We start from the raw sequence: 17132 nt of genomic DNA on the forward strand, positions 1-17132 counted from the left end.
CCGCCCGCGTACCCCCTGCTAGCGTCACAGGCATGAAGCGTGCCGCAGCGAAGAACACGACGACGCCGGAGAGTGTCCCGGCGCGCTGACTGATGTCTTGAGTCCGAAGCCCCGGGGCGAGTGCCCCGGGGCTTCGCCGTGTGTGGTCACTCGTCCCTCCCCTTGAGGAGACCGCCATGCACGACCACCGCCGACTCGGCCGCGAGCTGGACCTGTTCGACACCGACCCGCTGATGGGCGCGGGCCTGCCCTACTGGCTGCCGGACGGCGCGGCCGTACGGCACGCGCTGGAGGAGTACGTGCGCGACGCCGAGCGGCGGGCGGGCTACCAGCACGTGTACTCACCGGTGCTGGGCAAGCGGGAGCTCTACGAGATCTCCGGCCACTGGTCCCACTACAGCGAGGACATGTTCCCGCCCATGGACCTCGGCGGCGAACAGGTCGTGCTGCGCCCGAGTCTCTGTCCCCATCACGCGCTCATCTACCGTTCCCGCTCCCACAGCTATCGCGAACTCCCGCTCCGCATGGCCGAGTTGGGCGGCATGTACCGCTCCGAGATGTCTGGTGTCCTCGGCGGCCTGACCCGCGTACGCGCCATCCAGCTCAACGACGCGCACATCTTCTGCACCCTGGACCAGGTCGCCGAAGAGGCGTACGGCGCACTGGAGTTGATCCGCCGGGCCTACCGTGCGCTCGGCATCGAACCGGCACGCTACCGCCTCTCACTGCCCGGCCCCGGCGGGAAGTACGTCGCCGACCCCGAACTGTGGCGCAGGTCCGCCGAGTTGCTCCGCGAGGTCCTTGACCGCTCCGGCGTGGCGTACGAGGCCGTCGAGGGCGAGGCGGCGTTCTACGGCCCCAAGATCGACGTCCAGATCGCCGACCCGGCCGGCCGCGAGTCGACCCTCTCCACCGTGCAGGTCGACTTCCACCAGCCCGAACAGTTCGATCTGCACTACATCGGCCCCGACGGCGCCCGCCACCGCCCGGTCATGGTCCACCGCAGCGTCATCGGCAGCCTGGAGCGGGCCGTCGCCCATCTCATCGAGGCGCACGGCGGCGCCTTCCCGGCCTGGCTCGCCCCCACCCAGGTGGCGATCCTGCCGGTCTCCGACGCCGAGACCGACGACGCCGTACGACTGCTGCGACGCTGCCGCGACCAGGGCCTGCGCGCCCGGCTCGCCGCCCCGGATGCGGGCACCCTCGGCGCCCGCATCCGGGCCGCGCGGCTCGTGCCCTACCAGGCGGTGATCGGCGCCAGGGAGGCCGCCGCCGACCAGGTCGCCCTGCGCCTGCGCGACGGCCGCCGCCTGGACGCGCAGCCGGTGTCACAGGCGCTGGCCCGCATCGGCGCGGTGGTCGACGGGCACGACACCGCCCTGTGGAACTCCGATCCGGTGGCGGCGCACCGGTAGGAGCCCCGGGGCCTTCGATCCGCGCCGGCGAGTAGCGCGCCCCCGGCGCAGGATCGAGGGACACAGCCGGAAGGCCGGAAGGGGTGCGCGGTGGCCAAGGCCGAGAAGGACACGCGGGACCGGCAGGACACGCACAAGGCGAACGTGAAGGGCAAGGGCAACGCCTGAGGCGTGCCGCGCCGGGCGGCGCCGGGATGCTGGGCGGGTGACTTCACCGCCGTATTCGTCCGGCACGTGCCCGTGATGGCCGAATAGTCACATTTAGCCGGATATCTTCATCCGGTGATCATTCTTGTACGTCGTCTCGCCGCCGCCTGCGCCCTCGGTGCGCTCGGCGCCGCACTGGCCGCGTGCGGCTCCCCCGGCGCCCCGCACACCACCCGCCCGGCACCCACCAGTGCGGCCCCCTCGAAACCCCCGCGCCCCCCCCCACCCTCGCCCCCGGTCCCGCCGGCCTGACACCCGTCTTCAAGAACGGCTCACGGACGGCGGACAAGGCCGTCGCGCTGACCTTCGACGCGGACATGACCGCGGATCAGGGGGCCCGGGCCGCGGCCGGGGAGCACTTCGACAATCCGCGGCTCATCGCGACCCTGCGCGGGCTGAAGGTGCCGGCCACCGTGTTCATGACGGGGCGCTGGGCCGACGAGTATCCGCGGGAGGCCAGGGCCATCGGACGGGACCCGCTCTTCGAGGTCGCCAACCACTCGTACAGCCACTACGCCTTCACGGCCGACTGCTACGGCCTGCCGACCGTGCCAGCCGACCGGATGCGGAGCGACGTGGAGCGGGCGTTCGCCGCCATCAAGAAGGCGGGGGTGCCCAGCGTCATGCCGTACTTCCGCTTCCCCGGCGGGTGTTACGACCAGCGGGCGCTGCGCGCGCTGAGCGCGGTCGGCGTCACCGCTGTGCAGTGGGATGTGGTGAGCGGGGACGCGTTCGCGACGGACTCGGACGCGGTGGCCCGGCAGGTGCTCGACGGGGTGCGGCCGGGGTCCGTCGTGGTCATGCACTGCACGCGCAGCGCGGCGCCGGCGACCGAGCGGGCGGTGCGGACGATCGTCCCGGAGCTGCGCAGGAAGGGCTACCGGTTCGTGAAGGTGTCCGAGCTGATCGGCGCGGCGGGCGGCCACCACTGAGCCCCGCCGGGGGCCGCCCTACTCTGGGACCATGAGCGATTACTGCGGTACGGAAGCGGAGACGGCGAGCCCGGGTCCCGCGGCGGACGGGCCGCCGTACGCCGAGTGCGTGCTGTGCCAGAAGCCGAGCGAGTACCCGGAGTCCCACAAGGGCATCACGCTGTGCCCGGTCTGCGAGTGGCAGGAGGCGCAGCGCACGGCCTGCTCGGGCTGATCAACCGCCGGTCACCCGCCGGCCGTCAGGCCGACCTGCGGGTGGTGAGCGCGCAGGCCACGGCGGTCGCGGCGGCCGTGAGCAGCGCGGCGGCGGCCAGCGGCAGGAGCGGCGCGGGCACCCTGCCCTGCTGCGAGCCGGTGATCAGGTCGCTGATCGTCGCCTGGGCGGGTGAGCCCGTGACCACCAGCGCCAGCAGTGCGGCGAGCATCATGCCGGGGATCGCCCGGCCCGGCGAGTTCAGCAGCGGCCAGGTCGTGAGCGCGCCGACCGCCGTGCCGAGCAGCGCGCACACGAGTGCGGCGAGGAACCCCGCGGCGCCCGCCTCGATCAGGGGCAGCCGCGTGCGGTGGTCGGTGCTCGTCGGGTCGCTGATCAGCGTGACGACCAGGGTCGACGCCGCAGCGATGAGCACGGCCGCCGACAGTGCGACGAGCAGACACGCCAGGTGCGCCCGTACGGGTCCGGCCGCCGCCCCCACACAACTCCGCGCCGCGGGCGGCTCGTTGGTGGCGCAGATGCGGACGAGCCAGGCGGCGACCGGGAGCACCGCGGCGGCCGCGTAACCGAGCGAGTCGAGCACCGGCTGCCCGCCCTGCACACCGACGGCGAGGAAGGCGGCGTACAGGATGAAGGGCGGCAGCCAGCGCTGGGAGCGCACGAGAAGGTCGGCCTGGTAGCGGAAGAGGGCGGTCATCGGCGGCTTTCGGCTTCGAGGGCGGGGGCGTCGGGCACGTCGTTCGAGTCGTGCACCGGGGCGGCATCCGAATCGGAATCGGCATCGGCATCTTCCACGGCGCCCGCTGCCCCGGCGCGGGAGACCGGCCGCACGCTCACCACGTGCCACGGCGGGCGGGCGCCCAGCAGCGAGCGGAGCAGCACGTCCGAGTGGCTCTCGGCGACGGTCAGCCGGTGCCTGCCCGACCCGGCCTCCTCGACGCGCGTCACGAACTTCCGTATGTCAGCTGGCAGTTCGACACCCGGCGCACCCTCGACGTCGACCTCGACGACGGCGTGCGGCGCGTCCTGCGTGAGTGGTCCGGCCTCGGGCGTCGTACGGCGTCGGAGCGCACCGTCGACGACGGCGTACGTCGCGTCGGGTGCCCCCGCCAGGCGGCGCGGGTCGTGGTCGACGAACACGACCGCGCAGCCGGCCGCGGTGCGTTCCGCGACGGTGCGTTCGAGTTCCGCGCGGGCGGCGGTGTCGAGTCCGGTCCAGGCCTCGTCGAGGACGAGGAGTCCCGGCTCCGCGAGCAGGGCCTGGGCGACGGCGACCTTCTGGCTGCTGCCCTTGGACAGCTCGGACATCGGGGTACGGGCGTACGCGGCGGCGCCGAAGCGCTCCAGCCACTCGTCGGCGGCGCGGGCGGCGGCCGGACGGGAGAGGCCCTGGACGGCGCCGAGGTGGGTGAGGTACCCGGAGGCGGTGAAGGGGAGCGCCGCCGGGAACCGCTCGGGGACGTACGCCGTGCGTGGGCGTCCGCCGATCCGGCCCTCGGTGGGTGCGTCGATTCCGGCGAGGAGACGCAACAGGGTTGATTTTCCTGTGCCGTTGGCGCCCTCGACGCGGGTCAGGGTGCCGGGGGCCAGGGTGAGGTCGACGCCGCGCAGCACCCAGGGGCCACGCAGTCCGTAACGGCGGCCGACGCCAGCCAGTCTCAGCTCGCGTTGCATGGACCACATCCTCGTTCGTGCGGAATTCGTGCGGACGGCCGGGAACGACCGGTCTTCGACGGCGTACGGCGGTGCACACCGGGGCGCGGAGGAACGGATCTTCCGCCTGGCAGACTGGAGGACGTGACCAGCGACCAGACCGTTCCCGCCGAGGGCCCCGACAGCCCCTTCCGTTCCGAGCGCACGGCGCGCGACGAGGCACCTCAGTTCGTGCTGCCCCTGGTCGTCCGCATCGAACGGGCCGCTCCCCCGGCCCGTACCGACGCGCTGGAGACGGCCGCCCGCGCCGTCCTGACGATCCTGAGCGACGAGCGCTCGGTCGGGGACGGCGAGTGGGCGCAGGCGATGCTGGACTGGCAGGACGCCCGGATCCGCAAGGTGGTCCGGCGGGCGCGCGGCGCCGAGTGGCGGCGGGCCGAGGCGCTGCCCGGCATCACGGTCGCGGGCAAGTCCGCGGAGGTACGGGTCTTCCCGCCCGTCCCGCTGGACGGCTGGCCCAAGGACCTGGCCCGGCTCCAGGTCTCCGGCACCGACCTCGACGATCCCGAGCCGCCCGTGGACGCGGACCCGACGGCGCCGGTGCTGTGGCTGAACCCCGAGCTCGACATGTCGGCCGGCAAGACGATGGCCCAGGCCGGCCATGGCGCCCAACTGGCCTGGTGGGAGCTCTCGGACGAGGAGCGCACGGCCTGGCGCGAGGCGGGCTTCCCGCTCGCCGTCCGCACCGCCGATCCCGCCCGGTGGCCCGGACTCACCACCTCCGGCCTCCCGTTGGTCCGCGACGCGGGATTCACGGAGATCGCGCCGGGTTCCTGCACGGTGGTCGCGGACCACCCGGCGCTGCGCCGCTGACGCCTGCGCCGGGGCGCCGTCGCCCACCCGTCACCCGGGCGGGGCGAAGTGGCCGATCAGGAGGGCGAGTCGGCGGTCGTGGCTCTCTCGGCGGAGCCGGCCGCTGCGCATCAGCGTGAGCAGCCCGTGCAGGCCGCTCCACAGGGTCTCGGTGAGGACGTCCGGGTCGTCGTCGCCGGAAAACGGCTCTACGGCCTGGTGGAGTTCCCCTAAGGCGGCACGCAGGGCGGCCGGTGCCTCGGGGGTCGCGAACGGCAGGTCCACGGCGTGCGTGAACATCGCGTCGTACAGCGCCGGGCGCCGCTCGCCGAACTGAGCGTAGGCCGCGCCGACCGCGGCCAGCACCTCGCGCGGCCCCGACGCCTTGGTGCGGGCCGCACGGAGTTCGTCCGCCATCTCGGCGAAGCCCTGGACGGCGACGGCGGCCGTGATGGCGTTCTTGCCTTTGAAGTGGCTGTACAGGACGGGCTGGCTGTACTCGATCTCGGCGGCCAGCCGACGCGTGGTCACCGCGTCCCAGCCCTCGGCCTCGGCCAGCTCCCGCGCGGCCGTGATGATCAGCCGCTCGCGGTCCGCTCGTTCGCGCTCTCGGCGCGTCTGGATCGACATGACCGCAATCCTAGCGCCGCTAGCATTATTGCCGACGCTATGTTATCTTCGCTCTTGTCACTAGCGCTGCTAGCAAGGAGATCCGAGATGCTCACTTCCTCCGCCTACGGCCTCGCCATCGTGCTCGACCTGTTCGTCCTGTTCATCGGCGCACGCTTCCTGTTCCAGCCCATACCGGCCGCCACGGGCTACGGCGTCCCCGCCAGGCAGCACGGCGACGCCGCCTATCTCACGGTCAAGGGCGGGCGCGACACCACGTTCGGCATCATGGGCCTGGCGCTGCTCGCCTTCGCGGGACTTGAGGCCGAGGCGTGGTTCATGCTCGTCGTCGCCCTGGTGCCGCTGGGTGACACCCTGATCGTGCTGCGGAACGGCGGAACCAAGGCGGTCGCCTTCGGAATTCACTTCGCCACCGCGGTAGTTGTCCTGCTCAGCGCGGCCCTGCTCTTCGCCGCGTGAGCCGTACGCACGGCGCGTGAACCGCACGAACGACCAATGCCGGGAACAACAGGAATGCCGGGAAAGCCGTTCTCACCAGGGGAGTCTTGAGATGTCGCTGATCGTGCCGGACTTCGACGAGTCCGTGATCGTCCGCTCCGCCGAGGCCGAAGTGATCGGCCGCGCCCCCACCACGCTGCGGCTGCTGGCCGACAGCAGTGCGACAGGCGGGGCGCTGTCCACCCTCCGCGCCACCCTCACGGCCGGCGCCGACGGTGCCAGACCGCATCACCACGCCAACTCCGCCGAGTTGTTCTACATGATCGACGGAACCGCCCAGCTCCTCTCCGGCGAGCAGATCGTCACCGCCGAGCGCGGCGACCTGGTCGTCGTACCGCCGGGCCTGTCGCACGCCTTCGCGGCCGCCCCCGGTGAGGACGCGGACATCCTCATCGTCATCACGCCCGGCGTCGAACGCTTCGAGTACTTCCGCCACTTGGAGCGGATCGCCTACGGCAAGGTGCCGCCGGAGAGCCTCCTGGACGTGCAGGAGATCTACGACACGTACTTCGAGCAGAGCGCGGCCTGGGACAAGCGCCACTGAGCGGCACCGGCCGGGCGGTCCGCGAGGGCTAGGCTTTGCGGACGCTCCCGGACCGGGCATCCGCAGTGGGCATCTGGAACATGGGGAGGTCACGATGGCCGGGACCCGGCTGGACGGCAGGGTCGAACGCGGCAACCGTACGCGGCAGTTGGTCCTGAGCCGCACCGTGGACATCGCCTCGGTCGAGGGGCTGGAGGCGCTGTCCGTCGGGCGGCTGGCCACCGAGCTGCGCCTGAGCAAGAGCGGCGTCTTCGCCCTCTTCGGCTCCAAGCAGGAACTCCAGCTGGCGACGGTCCGGGAAGCGTCCCGCATCTACGTGGAGCGGGTCATCCGGCCGGCGGCGCGAACCCCGGCCGGGGTGGCCCGGGTGTGGCGACTGTGCGACCTCTGGCTGGAGTACTCCCAGGGCCGCGTCTTCCCCGGCGGCTGCTTCTTCTACGAGGTCATCGCCGAGTTCGACGCCCGGTCCGGCCCCGTGCACGACGCCGTCGCCCGCGCTCAGCGGGACTGGACCGCCCATGTGGAGCGCACCATCGAGGAGGCCCGCGCCGTCGGCGACCTGCTGCCCGGCACGGACGCACCCCAACTCGCCTTCGAAATCATCGCGTTGATGGAGACCGCCAACACCGTCTCTGTCCTGCACGACGAAACGACCGCCTACCGCAGGGCCCGCGTCGGCATCGCGTCCCGGCTGCGGGGCGCGGCGACGGATCCCCTCCGGGTGCCCGAAGTCCCCTGACACGTACGGCAGTCAACCGTCGCCCTCGACTGTGCCGGTTCCTCCAAACAAGTAGCACGATCGTTCGCTTGGTTTTATTCTCGATCCATGGACATCACCCAACAGGGCAGCGCTGAACGGGACTTCGTCGAACTCGACCGGGTCGCCGTGCACGAGTCGTTACGGCTGGTGGATCTGACCCGGGACACGGACTGGGAGCGGGACACCCCTTGTGCGGGGTGGACCCTGCGGCAGCTGGTGGCCCACATGGCCGCGCAGCACCACGGGTTCGCGGCGGCCGCGCGGGGGGCCGGGCACCGGATGGCGTACTGGCGCGAGCCGGCGGACATGACAGCGCCGGGGCGGACCTACCGCGGCGCGGCGACGACAGTGCTCGCCGCCTTCGCCGAACCGGGCGTACTGGGGCGGGAGTTCGCCCTGCCGGAGATCGGCGGCGAGTTCCCCGGGCGGCTGGCCGTCGGCTTTCACTTCATCGACTACGTGGTGCACTCGTGGGACGTAGCGGCCTCGCTCGGTGTCGCCCTCGACCTGCCGGACCATGTCCGCGGCGCGGCGCTCGCCGTCGCCCGGCGCGTACCGACGGACCCGGCGGGCCGCGGTCCGGGGTTCGCATTCGCGCCGGTTCTCGACGTGGCGGCGGGCGCCGACCCGCTGGACGAGGCGCTGCGTCTGCTGGGCCGCGACCCGGACAAGTGGCCACTGCCGAGCTGACGGCAGCAGGAACCTCAAATGTTGCTCTGAACGTCCGCTCCCCTGGGTTCGACCCCGACTGCCGGGGCCATGACTCCGTCACGCCGGAACACAGGTCCGTCGTGAGGAGACGACACGCAGGGTCGGTCGAACAGCGGTGATGGAGGAGGGGCCATGAACCAGGTGACACACGTGACACAGGTGACACAACCGAGGCAGCCGGGGCGGCTGGGGACCGGGATCGGATGGCGGCCGGAGATCGCCGACGCCGTGGAGCGCATGCCCGGTATCGACTGGGTCGAGGCCGTGGCGGAGAACCTGTGTCCCGGGCACCTCCCCGAGTCGCTGCTGCGGCTGCGCGAGCGCGGCGTCACCGTCGTCCCGCACGGCGTCTCGCTCGGCCTCGGCGGCGCGGACCGCCCCGACGAGGCCCGGCTCACCGCACTGGCCGAGCGGGCCGAGGCGCTGGGCTCGCCGCTCGTCACGGAACACATCGCGTTCGTACGGGCCGGGGGCCCCCTCACCGCGTCGCCGCTCCTGGAGGCCGGGCACCTGCTGCCCGTCCCGCGCACCCGGGACGCGCTGGACGTCCTGTGCGAGAACGTCCGCATCGCCCAGGCCGCGCTGCCTGTGCCGCTCGCCGTGGAGAACATCGCCGCGCTGATCTCCTGGCCCGGCGAGGAGATGACCGAGGGGCAGTTCCTCTACGACCTGGTCGACCGTACCGGCGTACGGCTGCTGATCGACGTCGCCAACCTCCACACCAACCACGTCAACCGCGGCGAGGACCCCGCGCGGGCCCTCGACGAGCTGCCCGTCGAGGCCATCGCCTACGTCCATGTGGCCGGCGGCTTCGAGCGCGACGGCGTCTGGCACGACAGCCACGCCCACCCCGTGCCCCGCCCGGTCCTCGACATCCTCGCGGACCTCGCCTCCCGCGTGACCCCGCCCGGCGTTCTGCTGGAGCGCGACGACAACTTCCCGGAGCCCGGGGAGCTGGAGCGGGAGGTGGACGCCATTCAGGAGACGCTGGGGCGCGCGACGGGGCCGCGGGAAGCTGTCTCCTTGTCGCGATATGGCGCCGGGGACTTGTCCCGATGTGGCGCGGGGGACGCGCCGGTCGTCGACGCCGGGCCCGCCCGGCAGCGGGTCGGCCTCTCTCAGGCCGCGCTGCTCTCCGCGCTGGTCGCGGGGACGCCGGCGCCGGAGGGGTTCGACCGGGTGCGCCTCGGGGTGCAGGCGCGGGCACTTGCCGCCAAGCGGGCGGATGTCGTGGCGAAGGTGGCACCGGAGCTGCCGGAGATCCTCGCGGCGGGGTATCGGCCCGCGTTCCTCGCGTACGCCCAGGGTCATCCGATGGGTGGGGGGTACCGGCGCGATGCGCTGGACTTCGCCGAGCATCTGTTGCTGGGTGGGGGGCCGGAGGACGCGGACGCTCGGCGGGCGCTGCGGGAGTGGTGGCTGGAGCGGTCGGGGCCGGTGCCGCGGTCGTCCCGGCCCGCGGTGCGGTTGGCTCGGGCCACTCGGCGGGTGTTGCTGCGGCACGGGGGGTGACGGGGAGTTTCTTCGCCCCCTCCGCCCCTACCCGTCCCGTCCTCCTGGGGGCTTCGCCCCCTTTCCCCCTTGTCGCGCTTCGCGCTCGTCCTCAAACGCCGGACGGGCTTAAACGCCCAAGTGTGCTGCGGTTAACAAGGTTGCCCATCTCCGCACAACCTGTGTTCGCTTCTCCCCGAATTGGGGTGGTTCATCCTCCGTCGTCGCTACCACATCCTGGTGTTCATTCCCCCTCCTCCAAGCCTCTCGGCTCGTACGGCAGTTGGCGTAGGACCCGCAGTAATATGCCAAGCCGCACCCGAAGCGCACTAGCGTGCGGTGCCGCAACAGGAGGCACCATGCGATCCATCAACCGCACCGGACTGATCAGCGGGACCGGGCTCATCATCACCGGCCTCACGGCGACTCTCATCGCCCTGGTCTTTCCGATCTGGTCGTACGCGGACCGCTCCGGCACCGGCCTCGACACCCTGAACGCGGAGACCGTGTCGACGAAGTTCGGGCCGCTGTCCGGGCTGGACCGGGAGTTCATCACGAAGGTCCGGCTGGCCGGGCTGTGGGAGCTGCCCGCGGGGCAGGAGGCCGAGGAGCGCGGCACCACACAGGCCGTGCGGACCGCCGGCCGGCATCTCGTCGAGGGGCACACGTTCCTGGACGCCCGGGTCCGCAACGTGGCGGCGCGGCTCGGTCTGGAGCTGCCCAACCAGCCCAACCCGCAGCAGCGCGGGTGGCTGGCGACGCTCGGCGCGGCGCACGGCGACGAGTTCGACGTCGAGTTCGCCAACATCCTGCGCAAGGCGCACGGCAAGGTCTTCTCCGTCGTCGCCCTGGTCCGCGCGAACACCCGCAACTCACTGGTCCGCGACCTCGCCGACGACGCGAACACCACCGTCCTCGACCACATCAAGGTCCTGGAGGCCACCGGGAACGTCGACTTCGACGCGCTCGCGCGGGACGCGGCCACCGCGAGCCCGCCGCCGCTCACCCACTCGCCCGCCCCGCCCGGCCCCACGGACGCCCCGCAGACGCCGGTCCCGGTGAGCCCGTCGCCGGCCTCGGACTACGGGCTCCCGCCGGCCGCCTCCAGCCCACCTCCCGGGCAGGACAAGGACTCCTAGAGGGCTTTCGGCGAGGACTCCGGGCGTCGAGCGTCAAGCGGAACGTCACGTACCCACAACGCTCCGTCCATATCGTGAACAAGGCATGGCGCTCCCCCGATTGCGTCGCATAGAAAAACGCCATGTTCTGGGTCCTTCTCCTGCTCCTGGCCTGGGCCGCGGCCGGCGTCTCGTGCACGCGGCTGTGCCTGGCGGCCGTGCGTGCGGCGGCCGCCGACGCGGACGGTTCGCGCGGGCACGATCTCACGCTGTACGAGGCCGCGTTCCTGTCCGGCGGCCCGGCCCGGGTCGCCGATCTGACACTGGTGTCGATGGCCCGGCAGCACCGGCTGCTGCTCGCGCACACCGGCTGGGCGACGGTCGTGGACCCGCGCGGGCGCGACGACATGGAGCGCTCGGTGATCGGAGCCATCGGCCCGGAGGGCCAGTCCCGGATAGCGCCGGTACGGGCCACCGCGGCGACCGCGGACTGCGTACGCACCCTCGCCGACCGGCTCGTCGCCGCCGGCCTCGCCGTGCCCGACGGGGCACGCACCTCGGTCGCGGGCGCCGTCCGCCAGGTCCAGGCGGCCTCGGCGGCCGTCCTCGCGCTGGGCGCCGTAGCGCTGCTGCTGCCCTCGCAGACCACCGGGAACGAAGTGCCGGTGGCCGTCTGGTTCATGCTCCCGCTGGTCCTCACGCTGAGCTGCCTGGCCATCGCCCGGATCGAGGTGCACCCCTACACGCGCTGGGCGTCCCCGGCCGGGCAGCGGCTGCTCGGCACGCTCACCCGACGCCCCGACGGCAGCGGCGACGACCGTACGTACCTCACATCGGTGGCCGTGCGCGGTGTCCGCGCGATCGGCGAGCCGGATCTGCGGGCGGCCTTCGCGCACCGCGACCGGCAGTACGGGCCGCGCGACCGCGAGTGGCACGCCTGACCGACTGGCCCATTGAGCGGCTGACCGGCGCGCGAGGGGGCGCATCGGGGTCATTGGACCCGACACCGGGGGCCGGTGCTTTACTTCGCCAACCGCCGAACGAAACATCCTTTCTGTCGCTGCCGCGCGCCGAAGGGATCCCGATGAGAGCCGCCGTCCTCCATGGAACCGCCGGAGCCGTGCTCCTGACGGCCCTCGTCGCCGCCCCCGCGGACGGCAGGCCCGTCTGGCCGGACTCCGCGGGCTCCCCCGAGACGCTCGGGACGGCCGTCGCCGCCGAGCGGGCCGCGGCCGCCGGAATCCGCTTCGGCACGTGCTCCAAGGAGCAGGACGTGCCGGGCAAGCTCCAGTGCGGCACGGTCACGGTGCCCCTCGACTACGCGCGCCCCGACGGCAAGAAGATCAAGCTGACCGTCAGCCGGGTCCGCGCCACCGGCCGGGACCCGCACAACTCCAAGCGGAAGGTGCCACGGCAGGGCGCCTTCGTCTACAACCCCGGCGGCCCCGGCGCCTCCGGCATGTACTTCCCGCTGATCGGCTTCCTCCCCGAGTGGAAGCGCATCGCGGCGGCGTACGACCTCGTCGGCTACGCCCCGCGCGGCGTCGGACGCTCGTCCCCGATCTCCTGCCAGGACCCGAAGCACTTCGTGAAGGGGCCCACGCCCGCGCCGACGTTCCCTTCGGAGTCGTACAAGAAGGAACGCATCGCCGAGGCGAAGGCATACGCCCGCGGCTGTGTCCGGCGCTCCGGCAGCGCCGTACGGCACTACTCGTCGCTCAACAACGCCCGCGACCTGGACGTGCTGCGCGCCGCTCTCGGCGAGCGCAGGCTGACCTTCATGGGAGCGTCCTACGGCACCTACTTCGGCGCCCTCTACGCCACCCTGTTCCCCTCGCACGTACGCCGTATGGTCTTCGACTCGGCGGTGAACCCGGCCCCCGAGCAGATCTGGTACCAGAACAACCTCGACCAGTCGGCCGCGTTCGAGAACCGCTGGGCGGACTTCCGCACCTGGATCGCCCGGCACGACGAGGTGTACGGCCTGGGCGCCACGCCCGAAGAGGTCCTGCACAACTACGAGAAGGCGCGGGCGCAGCTCGCCGCCGAGCCGGCCGGCGGCAAGGTCGGCCCCGGGCAGTTGCAGGGCGCGTTCCTCCAGGCCGGGTACTACGACGACTACTGGCCGCAGCGCGCCCTGGCGCTCTCCGCCTATCTGAAGGGCGACCCGAAGCCGCTGATCCAGCAGGCCGAGCCGCACCCGGAGGCGGCCGTCGAGCAGGAGAACGGCAACGCGGTCTACACGGCCGTCGAGTGCAACGACGCGCCCTGGCCGACGGATTGGCGCACCTGGGACCGCGACAACACGCGGCTCGCGCGCGTGGCGCCGTTCGAGACGTGGGGCAACGCGTGGATGAACCTGCCGTGCGCGTACTGGCCGGTGGCGCGGCAGCAGCCCGTCGACGTGCGGGCGCTTCCGGGCGCCCTGCCGCCGACCCTGATCCTGGCCGCAGAGCGGGACGCGGCGACGCCCTACGACGGCGCGGTCGAGCTGCAACGGCGGCTGTCCGGCGCGGTCCTGGTGACCGAGAACGGCGCCGGGACGCACGGCATCGGCGGCGGACCCAACCGGTGCGTCAACGGCTACCTGGACGCGTACGTCCTGGAGGGCCGGCTCCCGGTACGGCGCGCGGCCTGCGCCCCGCACGAGGAGCCGAAGCCGACCGCGCCGGGCGGCGCCTCCAAGAAGGCCACCCGGCCCAGCCGCTGATCAAGCACGGATCAGGCACGGATCGGACGCCGGTCAGGCGAGGCCCGCGACCAGCTCGGCGATGTCCTTGCGGCGCCCCGTGTAGAACGGGACCTCTTCGCGGACGTGCATGCGGGCCTCGGAGGCGCGCAGGTGACGCATGAGGTCGACGATGCGGTACAGCTCGTCGGCCTCGAAGGCCAGCAGCCACTCGTAGTCGCCGAGCGAGAACGAGGCGACCGTGTTGGCGCGCACGTCCGGGTAGCCGCGGGCCATCTTGCCGTGGTCGGCGAGCATACGGCGACGGTCCTCGTCGGGCAGCAGGTACCAGTCGTAGGAGCGCACGAACGGGTAGACGCTGATGTAGTTGCGCGGCGTCTCGTCGGCGAGGAACGCCGGGATGTGCGAGCGGTTGAACTCGGCGGGGCGGTGCAGCGCCATGTTCGACCAGACCGGCTCCAGGGCGCGGCCCAGCTTCGTGCGGCGGAAGAGGTTGTACGCCTCCTGGAGCTGGTCGGCGGTCTCGGCGTGCCACCAGATCATGAGGTCGGCGTCGGCGCGCAGCCCCGACACGTCGTACGTGCCGCGGACCGTGACGTCCTTGGCGGCGAGCTGGTCGAACAGGTCCTGGACCTCGTCGGCGTAGCCCGCACGGTCCTCGGGCAGCGCGTCCTTCAGCTTGAAGACGGACCACAGTGTGTAGCGGATGACCTCGTTGAGGTCCTTGGCCAGCTTGCCCTTGTTCGGGACCCTGCCGGACTCGGTGGTGGGGGCGTCGTCACTCATGGGGCTATTCTCCCGCGCCGCCGTGCAGACTCTGCACCGGGTTCGCGCGCAGGGCGTCCAGTCCTCCGCGGTCGCCGCGCAGCTGGTCCACGGCGGCGTACGCGCTCGCGATGCAGGCCGGGATCCCGACGCCGTCGTACGCCGCCCCGCACACGGCGAGGCCGGGCAGCTTGCCGACGTGCTCGCGGATGCGGGCCACGCGCGCGTGGTGCCCGACGGGGTACTGCGGCAGCCCGTCGGTCCACCGCGTCACGCGGGTGGCGACGGGGGCGGCTGCCAGCCCTACGGCCGCCTGCAGGTCGTGACGCGAGACCTCCACGAGGTCCTCGTCGTCCCGGCCGAGCACCTCGGTCTCCCCGTACCGCCCCACCGAGGTCCGCAGCACCAGCAGGTCGGGGTTCTCGGCGTCGATCCATCCCCACTTCCGGCTCGCGAACGTCGAGGCCTTGATCGTGTGCCCGTCCACCGGCGGCACGAGGAAGCCGCTGCCCTCCGGGAGCACGGCGTCGGCGCGGCGGTAGGCGAGCGTGATGAGCGCCATCGACGCGTACTCGACCTCGGCCAGCTCGGCCGCTGCCGCGGGTGCCTCGGCGCGCAGCAGCGTGGCGGCCCGGGCGGCGGGTACGGCGACGACGACGCCGTCGGCCTCCTCCACGGAGTCGTCGACCATCACCTCCCAGCCTTCGGGGGTACAGCGCAGACCGTGGACCGGGCTGTTCAGCCGGATCTCCCCGCCGCGCGCCCGCACCGACTCCGCGACCGCGAGCGGGAGCCGGCCGATGCCGCCCTCGATGCCCGTGAAGACCGGTCCGGTCTGCTGCGCGGCGGCCGCGCGGGCCTGGACGGCGCGGACCGCCTCCGTCAGGGAGGCGTGGGTGCGGGCCGCCTCGAAGAGCTGGGGCACGGCGGCGCGCATCGAGATGCGGTACGCGTCGCCCGCGTAGACGCCGCCGAGGAGGGGCTCGACCAGGCGGTCGACGACCTCACGGCCGAGGCGGGCCGCCACGTACTCCCCCACCGCCACGTCGTCGCCGACCTCCGTGCGCGGCAGGTCTACCTCGCGCTCGATGCGGTGCAGGCCCTCCTCGGAGAGGACGCCGGACAGGGCGGCGGCGGTGCCCGGGACGCCCATGACATGGCCCTTGGGCATGGGGCGCAGGGCGCCGCGGGTCCAGATCGAGGCCGTCGCGGTGGCGGGAGGCTGAAGGCGGTCGGCGAGGCCCACCTCGCGGGCCAGACCCACCGCCTCGGGGCGCCGCGCGAGCATCGACTCGGCGCCCAGGTCGACCCGCGCGCCCGCGATCTCGCCGGGCAGCAGCTTGCCGCCGAGACGGCCGGACGCCTCCAGGACGGTCACGCGCACGCCCTGGTCCAGCAGCCGGTGGGCGGCGGCCAGTCCGGCGATCCCGCCCCCGATGACGACGACGTGCCCGGTATCCGTACGACCGCTGTGTGCGCGCATGCCTCCACTGTCTCAGAGCCCGCTGGCACTCCCGCCAGGGGTACGTGGCCCGGCCGAGTCCTGACCGTGACCGCTTCGGGATCGGATCCCGCCAACGTCCGGGGCGGGCCGGGCGTCGAAGGAGAGTCAGTCACGACGACTCCTCGGGGGTAGGCCCATATGGCACAGACAGTGCGCTCGCAGACGCGCCCACGACGACGATCCGCACGGCGGGGCCGGGCCCTGGCCGCTGTCCTGCTCGCCGCCGGCCTCGCGCTCGCGGGCTGCGGCGCGTCCGACGACATCGGCGCCGGTTCCGACGACAAGGCCGCCGCCCAGGGTCCCGAGAAGGCCGACTCGGCCGCTTCGCAGGCGGACGGCGGCGGTGCGGCGGACAACGGCGCCCGAGGGGCGAAGGCGACCGCCCCGCCCAAGGTCACCGCGAGCCACATTATCCGCACCGCCTCCCTGACCGTGCAGGTCAAGGACGTGCCCAAGGCCCTGGACGACGCCCGCACCACCACCGAGAACGCGGGCGGATTCGTCGGCAACGAGACCACCACCCGGGACGACGGGGGCCACGAACGCACCCGGGTCGTCCTGCGCGTGCCCACCGACCAGTACGACGAGGTGCTCGCCGACCTGGAGGGCACGGGGAAGATCATCGAACGTACGGCCAAGGCACAGGACGTCACCGACCAGGTGGTGGACGTGGACAGCCGGATCAAGTCGCAGCGCGCCAGCGTGGCCCGGGTCCGCGAGCTGATGGACAAGGCGACCAAACTGAGCGATGTGGTCACCCTGGAAGGGGAGTTGAGCACCCGGGAGTCCGACCTGGAGGCGCTGCTCGCCCAGCAGGCGTCCCTGAAGGACCGCACCAGCCTGGCGACCATCACCCTGTCCCTGTCCGAGACGCCGGTGAAGAAGGCGGCGGCCAAGGACGAGGACCCGGGCTTCGTGGACGCGCTGGCCGGTGGCTGGCACGCGTTCGTCACGATGCTGCGCTGGATCGCCGTCGCGCTCGGCGCGGTCCTCCCGTTCGCGGCGGGCGCGGCGCTGCTCGTCGTGCTGTGGATGCGATTCGTACGCAACCGCCTGCCGCGCCGCCCGGCCCCGGCGACCCCGGGCACGGGTGCCCTTCCGGTCGCTCCTCCCGTGAGGGAGGAGGGTGGCGACCAGGATTGAAATGCC

17 protein-coding genes and 1 pseudogene are annotated in these 17132 nt (G+C 72.7%); 13 read left to right on the plus strand and 5 right to left on the minus strand.

Annotated elements, in window-relative coordinates; all coding sequences use genetic code 11:
* The first annotated feature begins 140 nt into the window (after positions 1-140).
* The 3 genes and pseudogenes from thrS to AB5J56_RS11845 all read left to right on the plus strand — a co-directional run bounded on the left by thrS (position 141) and on the right by AB5J56_RS11845 (position 2768).
* Complete coding sequence (thrS, locus tag AB5J56_RS11835; RefSeq protein ID WP_369232655.1) at positions 141-1415, plus strand: threonine--tRNA ligase; 1275 nt, start codon at positions 141-143, stop codon at positions 1413-1415.
* A 282-nt stretch (positions 1416-1697) separates the two neighbouring features.
* Positions 1698-2554, plus strand: a pseudogene (locus tag AB5J56_RS11840) (polysaccharide deacetylase family protein).
* Positions 2555-2585: 31 nt separating this feature from the next.
* On the plus strand, positions 2586-2768 hold the full coding sequence (locus tag AB5J56_RS11845; protein ID WP_369232656.1) for a hypothetical protein: 183 nt from the start codon (positions 2586-2588) through the stop codon (positions 2766-2768).
* A 25-nt stretch (positions 2769-2793) separates the two neighbouring features.
* Here the strand turns inward: AB5J56_RS11845 and AB5J56_RS11850 are convergent, their stop codons facing one another.
* Both AB5J56_RS11850 and AB5J56_RS11855 read right to left on the minus strand, forming a co-directional pair.
* On the minus strand, positions 2794-3465 hold the full coding sequence (locus tag AB5J56_RS11850) for an ABC transporter (protein WP_369232657.1): 672 nt from the start codon (positions 3463-3465) through the stop codon (positions 2794-2796).
* Positions 3462-4442 (minus strand): ATP-binding cassette domain-containing protein, encoded by a 981-nt coding sequence (locus AB5J56_RS11855; RefSeq protein ID WP_369232658.1) that lies wholly within the window; start codon positions 4440-4442, stop codon positions 3462-3464. The genes AB5J56_RS11850 and AB5J56_RS11855 overlap by 4 nt, the downstream gene beginning before the upstream one ends.
* A 123-nt stretch (positions 4443-4565) precedes the next feature.
* On the opposite strand from AB5J56_RS11855, the gene AB5J56_RS11860 reads away from it, so the two are divergent.
* Positions 4566-5294 carry a peptidyl-tRNA hydrolase gene (locus AB5J56_RS11860; RefSeq protein ID WP_369232659.1) on the plus strand — a complete coding sequence of 243 codons (729 nt, stop codon included), beginning with the start codon at positions 4566-4568 and terminating at the stop codon, positions 5292-5294.
* Positions 5295-5324: 30 nt separating this feature from the next.
* Here AB5J56_RS11860 and AB5J56_RS11865 read toward each other — a convergent pair whose 3' ends face one another.
* Entirely contained in the window at positions 5325-5903 is a 579-nt protein-coding gene (locus AB5J56_RS11865; RefSeq protein WP_369232660.1) for a TetR/AcrR family transcriptional regulator, read from the minus strand.
* A gap of 87 nt (positions 5904-5990) precedes the next feature.
* Here AB5J56_RS11865 and AB5J56_RS11870 point away from each other — a divergent pair, with 87 nt between their 5' ends.
* The 8 genes from AB5J56_RS11870 to AB5J56_RS11905 all read left to right on the plus strand — a co-directional run bounded on the left by AB5J56_RS11870 (position 5991) and on the right by AB5J56_RS11905 (position 13735).
* On the plus strand, positions 5991-6362 hold the full coding sequence (locus AB5J56_RS11870) for a DUF4267 domain-containing protein (protein ID WP_369232661.1): 372 nt from the start codon (positions 5991-5993) through the stop codon (positions 6360-6362).
* A 91-nt stretch (positions 6363-6453) separates the two neighbouring features.
* Positions 6454-6945, plus strand: coding sequence for a cupin domain-containing protein (locus AB5J56_RS11875; protein WP_369232662.1), 492 nt, complete (start codon positions 6454-6456; stop codon positions 6943-6945).
* 94 nt (positions 6946-7039) lie between these two features.
* Positions 7040-7684, plus strand: a complete 645-nt coding sequence (locus tag AB5J56_RS11880; RefSeq protein ID WP_369232663.1) for a TetR/AcrR family transcriptional regulator — start codon at positions 7040-7042, stop codon at positions 7682-7684.
* Positions 7685-7771: 87 nt separating this feature from the next.
* Positions 7772-8395 (plus strand): TIGR03086 family metal-binding protein, encoded by a 624-nt coding sequence (locus tag AB5J56_RS11885; RefSeq protein ID WP_369232664.1) that lies wholly within the window; start codon positions 7772-7774, stop codon positions 8393-8395.
* A 153-nt stretch (positions 8396-8548) separates the two neighbouring features.
* The gene (locus AB5J56_RS11890; RefSeq protein WP_369232665.1) at positions 8549-9928 is read left to right on the plus strand and encodes a DUF692 domain-containing protein; all 1380 of its coding nucleotides are present in this window, start codon (positions 8549-8551) and stop codon (positions 9926-9928) included.
* A 338-nt stretch (positions 9929-10266) separates the two neighbouring features.
* Entirely contained in the window at positions 10267-11046 is a 780-nt protein-coding gene (locus AB5J56_RS11895; protein ID WP_369232666.1) for a DUF4142 domain-containing protein, read from the plus strand.
* 122 nt (positions 11047-11168) lie between these two features.
* Positions 11169-11966 carry a TIGR04222 domain-containing membrane protein gene (locus AB5J56_RS11900; protein ID WP_369232667.1) on the plus strand — a complete coding sequence of 266 codons (798 nt, stop codon included), beginning with the start codon at positions 11169-11171 and terminating at the stop codon, positions 11964-11966.
* A gap of 143 nt (positions 11967-12109) precedes the next feature.
* Positions 12110-13735, plus strand: coding sequence for an alpha/beta hydrolase (locus tag AB5J56_RS11905; protein ID WP_369232668.1), 1626 nt, complete (start codon positions 12110-12112; stop codon positions 13733-13735).
* A 33-nt stretch (positions 13736-13768) separates the two neighbouring features.
* On the opposite strand, the gene hemQ is transcribed toward AB5J56_RS11905, so the two are convergent.
* The gene (hemQ, locus tag AB5J56_RS11910; protein WP_369232669.1) at positions 13769-14500 is read right to left on the minus strand and encodes a hydrogen peroxide-dependent heme synthase; all 732 of its coding nucleotides are present in this window, start codon (positions 14498-14500) and stop codon (positions 13769-13771) included.
* A gap of 4 nt (positions 14501-14504) precedes the next feature.
* Complete coding sequence (gene hemG / locus AB5J56_RS11915; protein WP_369232670.1) at positions 14505-15962, minus strand: protoporphyrinogen oxidase; 1458 nt, start codon at positions 15960-15962, stop codon at positions 14505-14507.
* Between the two features lie 159 nt (positions 15963-16121).
* On the opposite strand from hemG, the gene AB5J56_RS11920 reads away from it, so the two are divergent.
* A complete protein-coding gene (locus tag AB5J56_RS11920) occupies positions 16122-17126 on the plus strand; it encodes a DUF4349 domain-containing protein (RefSeq protein WP_369232671.1) in 1005 nt (334 codons plus the stop codon).
* Positions 17127-17132: the final 6 nt, after the last annotated feature.

The sequence above is a fragment of the Streptomyces sp. R21 genome (assembly GCF_041051975.1).
In the GTDB taxonomy this organism is placed as follows: domain Bacteria; phylum Actinomycetota; class Actinomycetes; order Streptomycetales; family Streptomycetaceae; genus Streptomyces.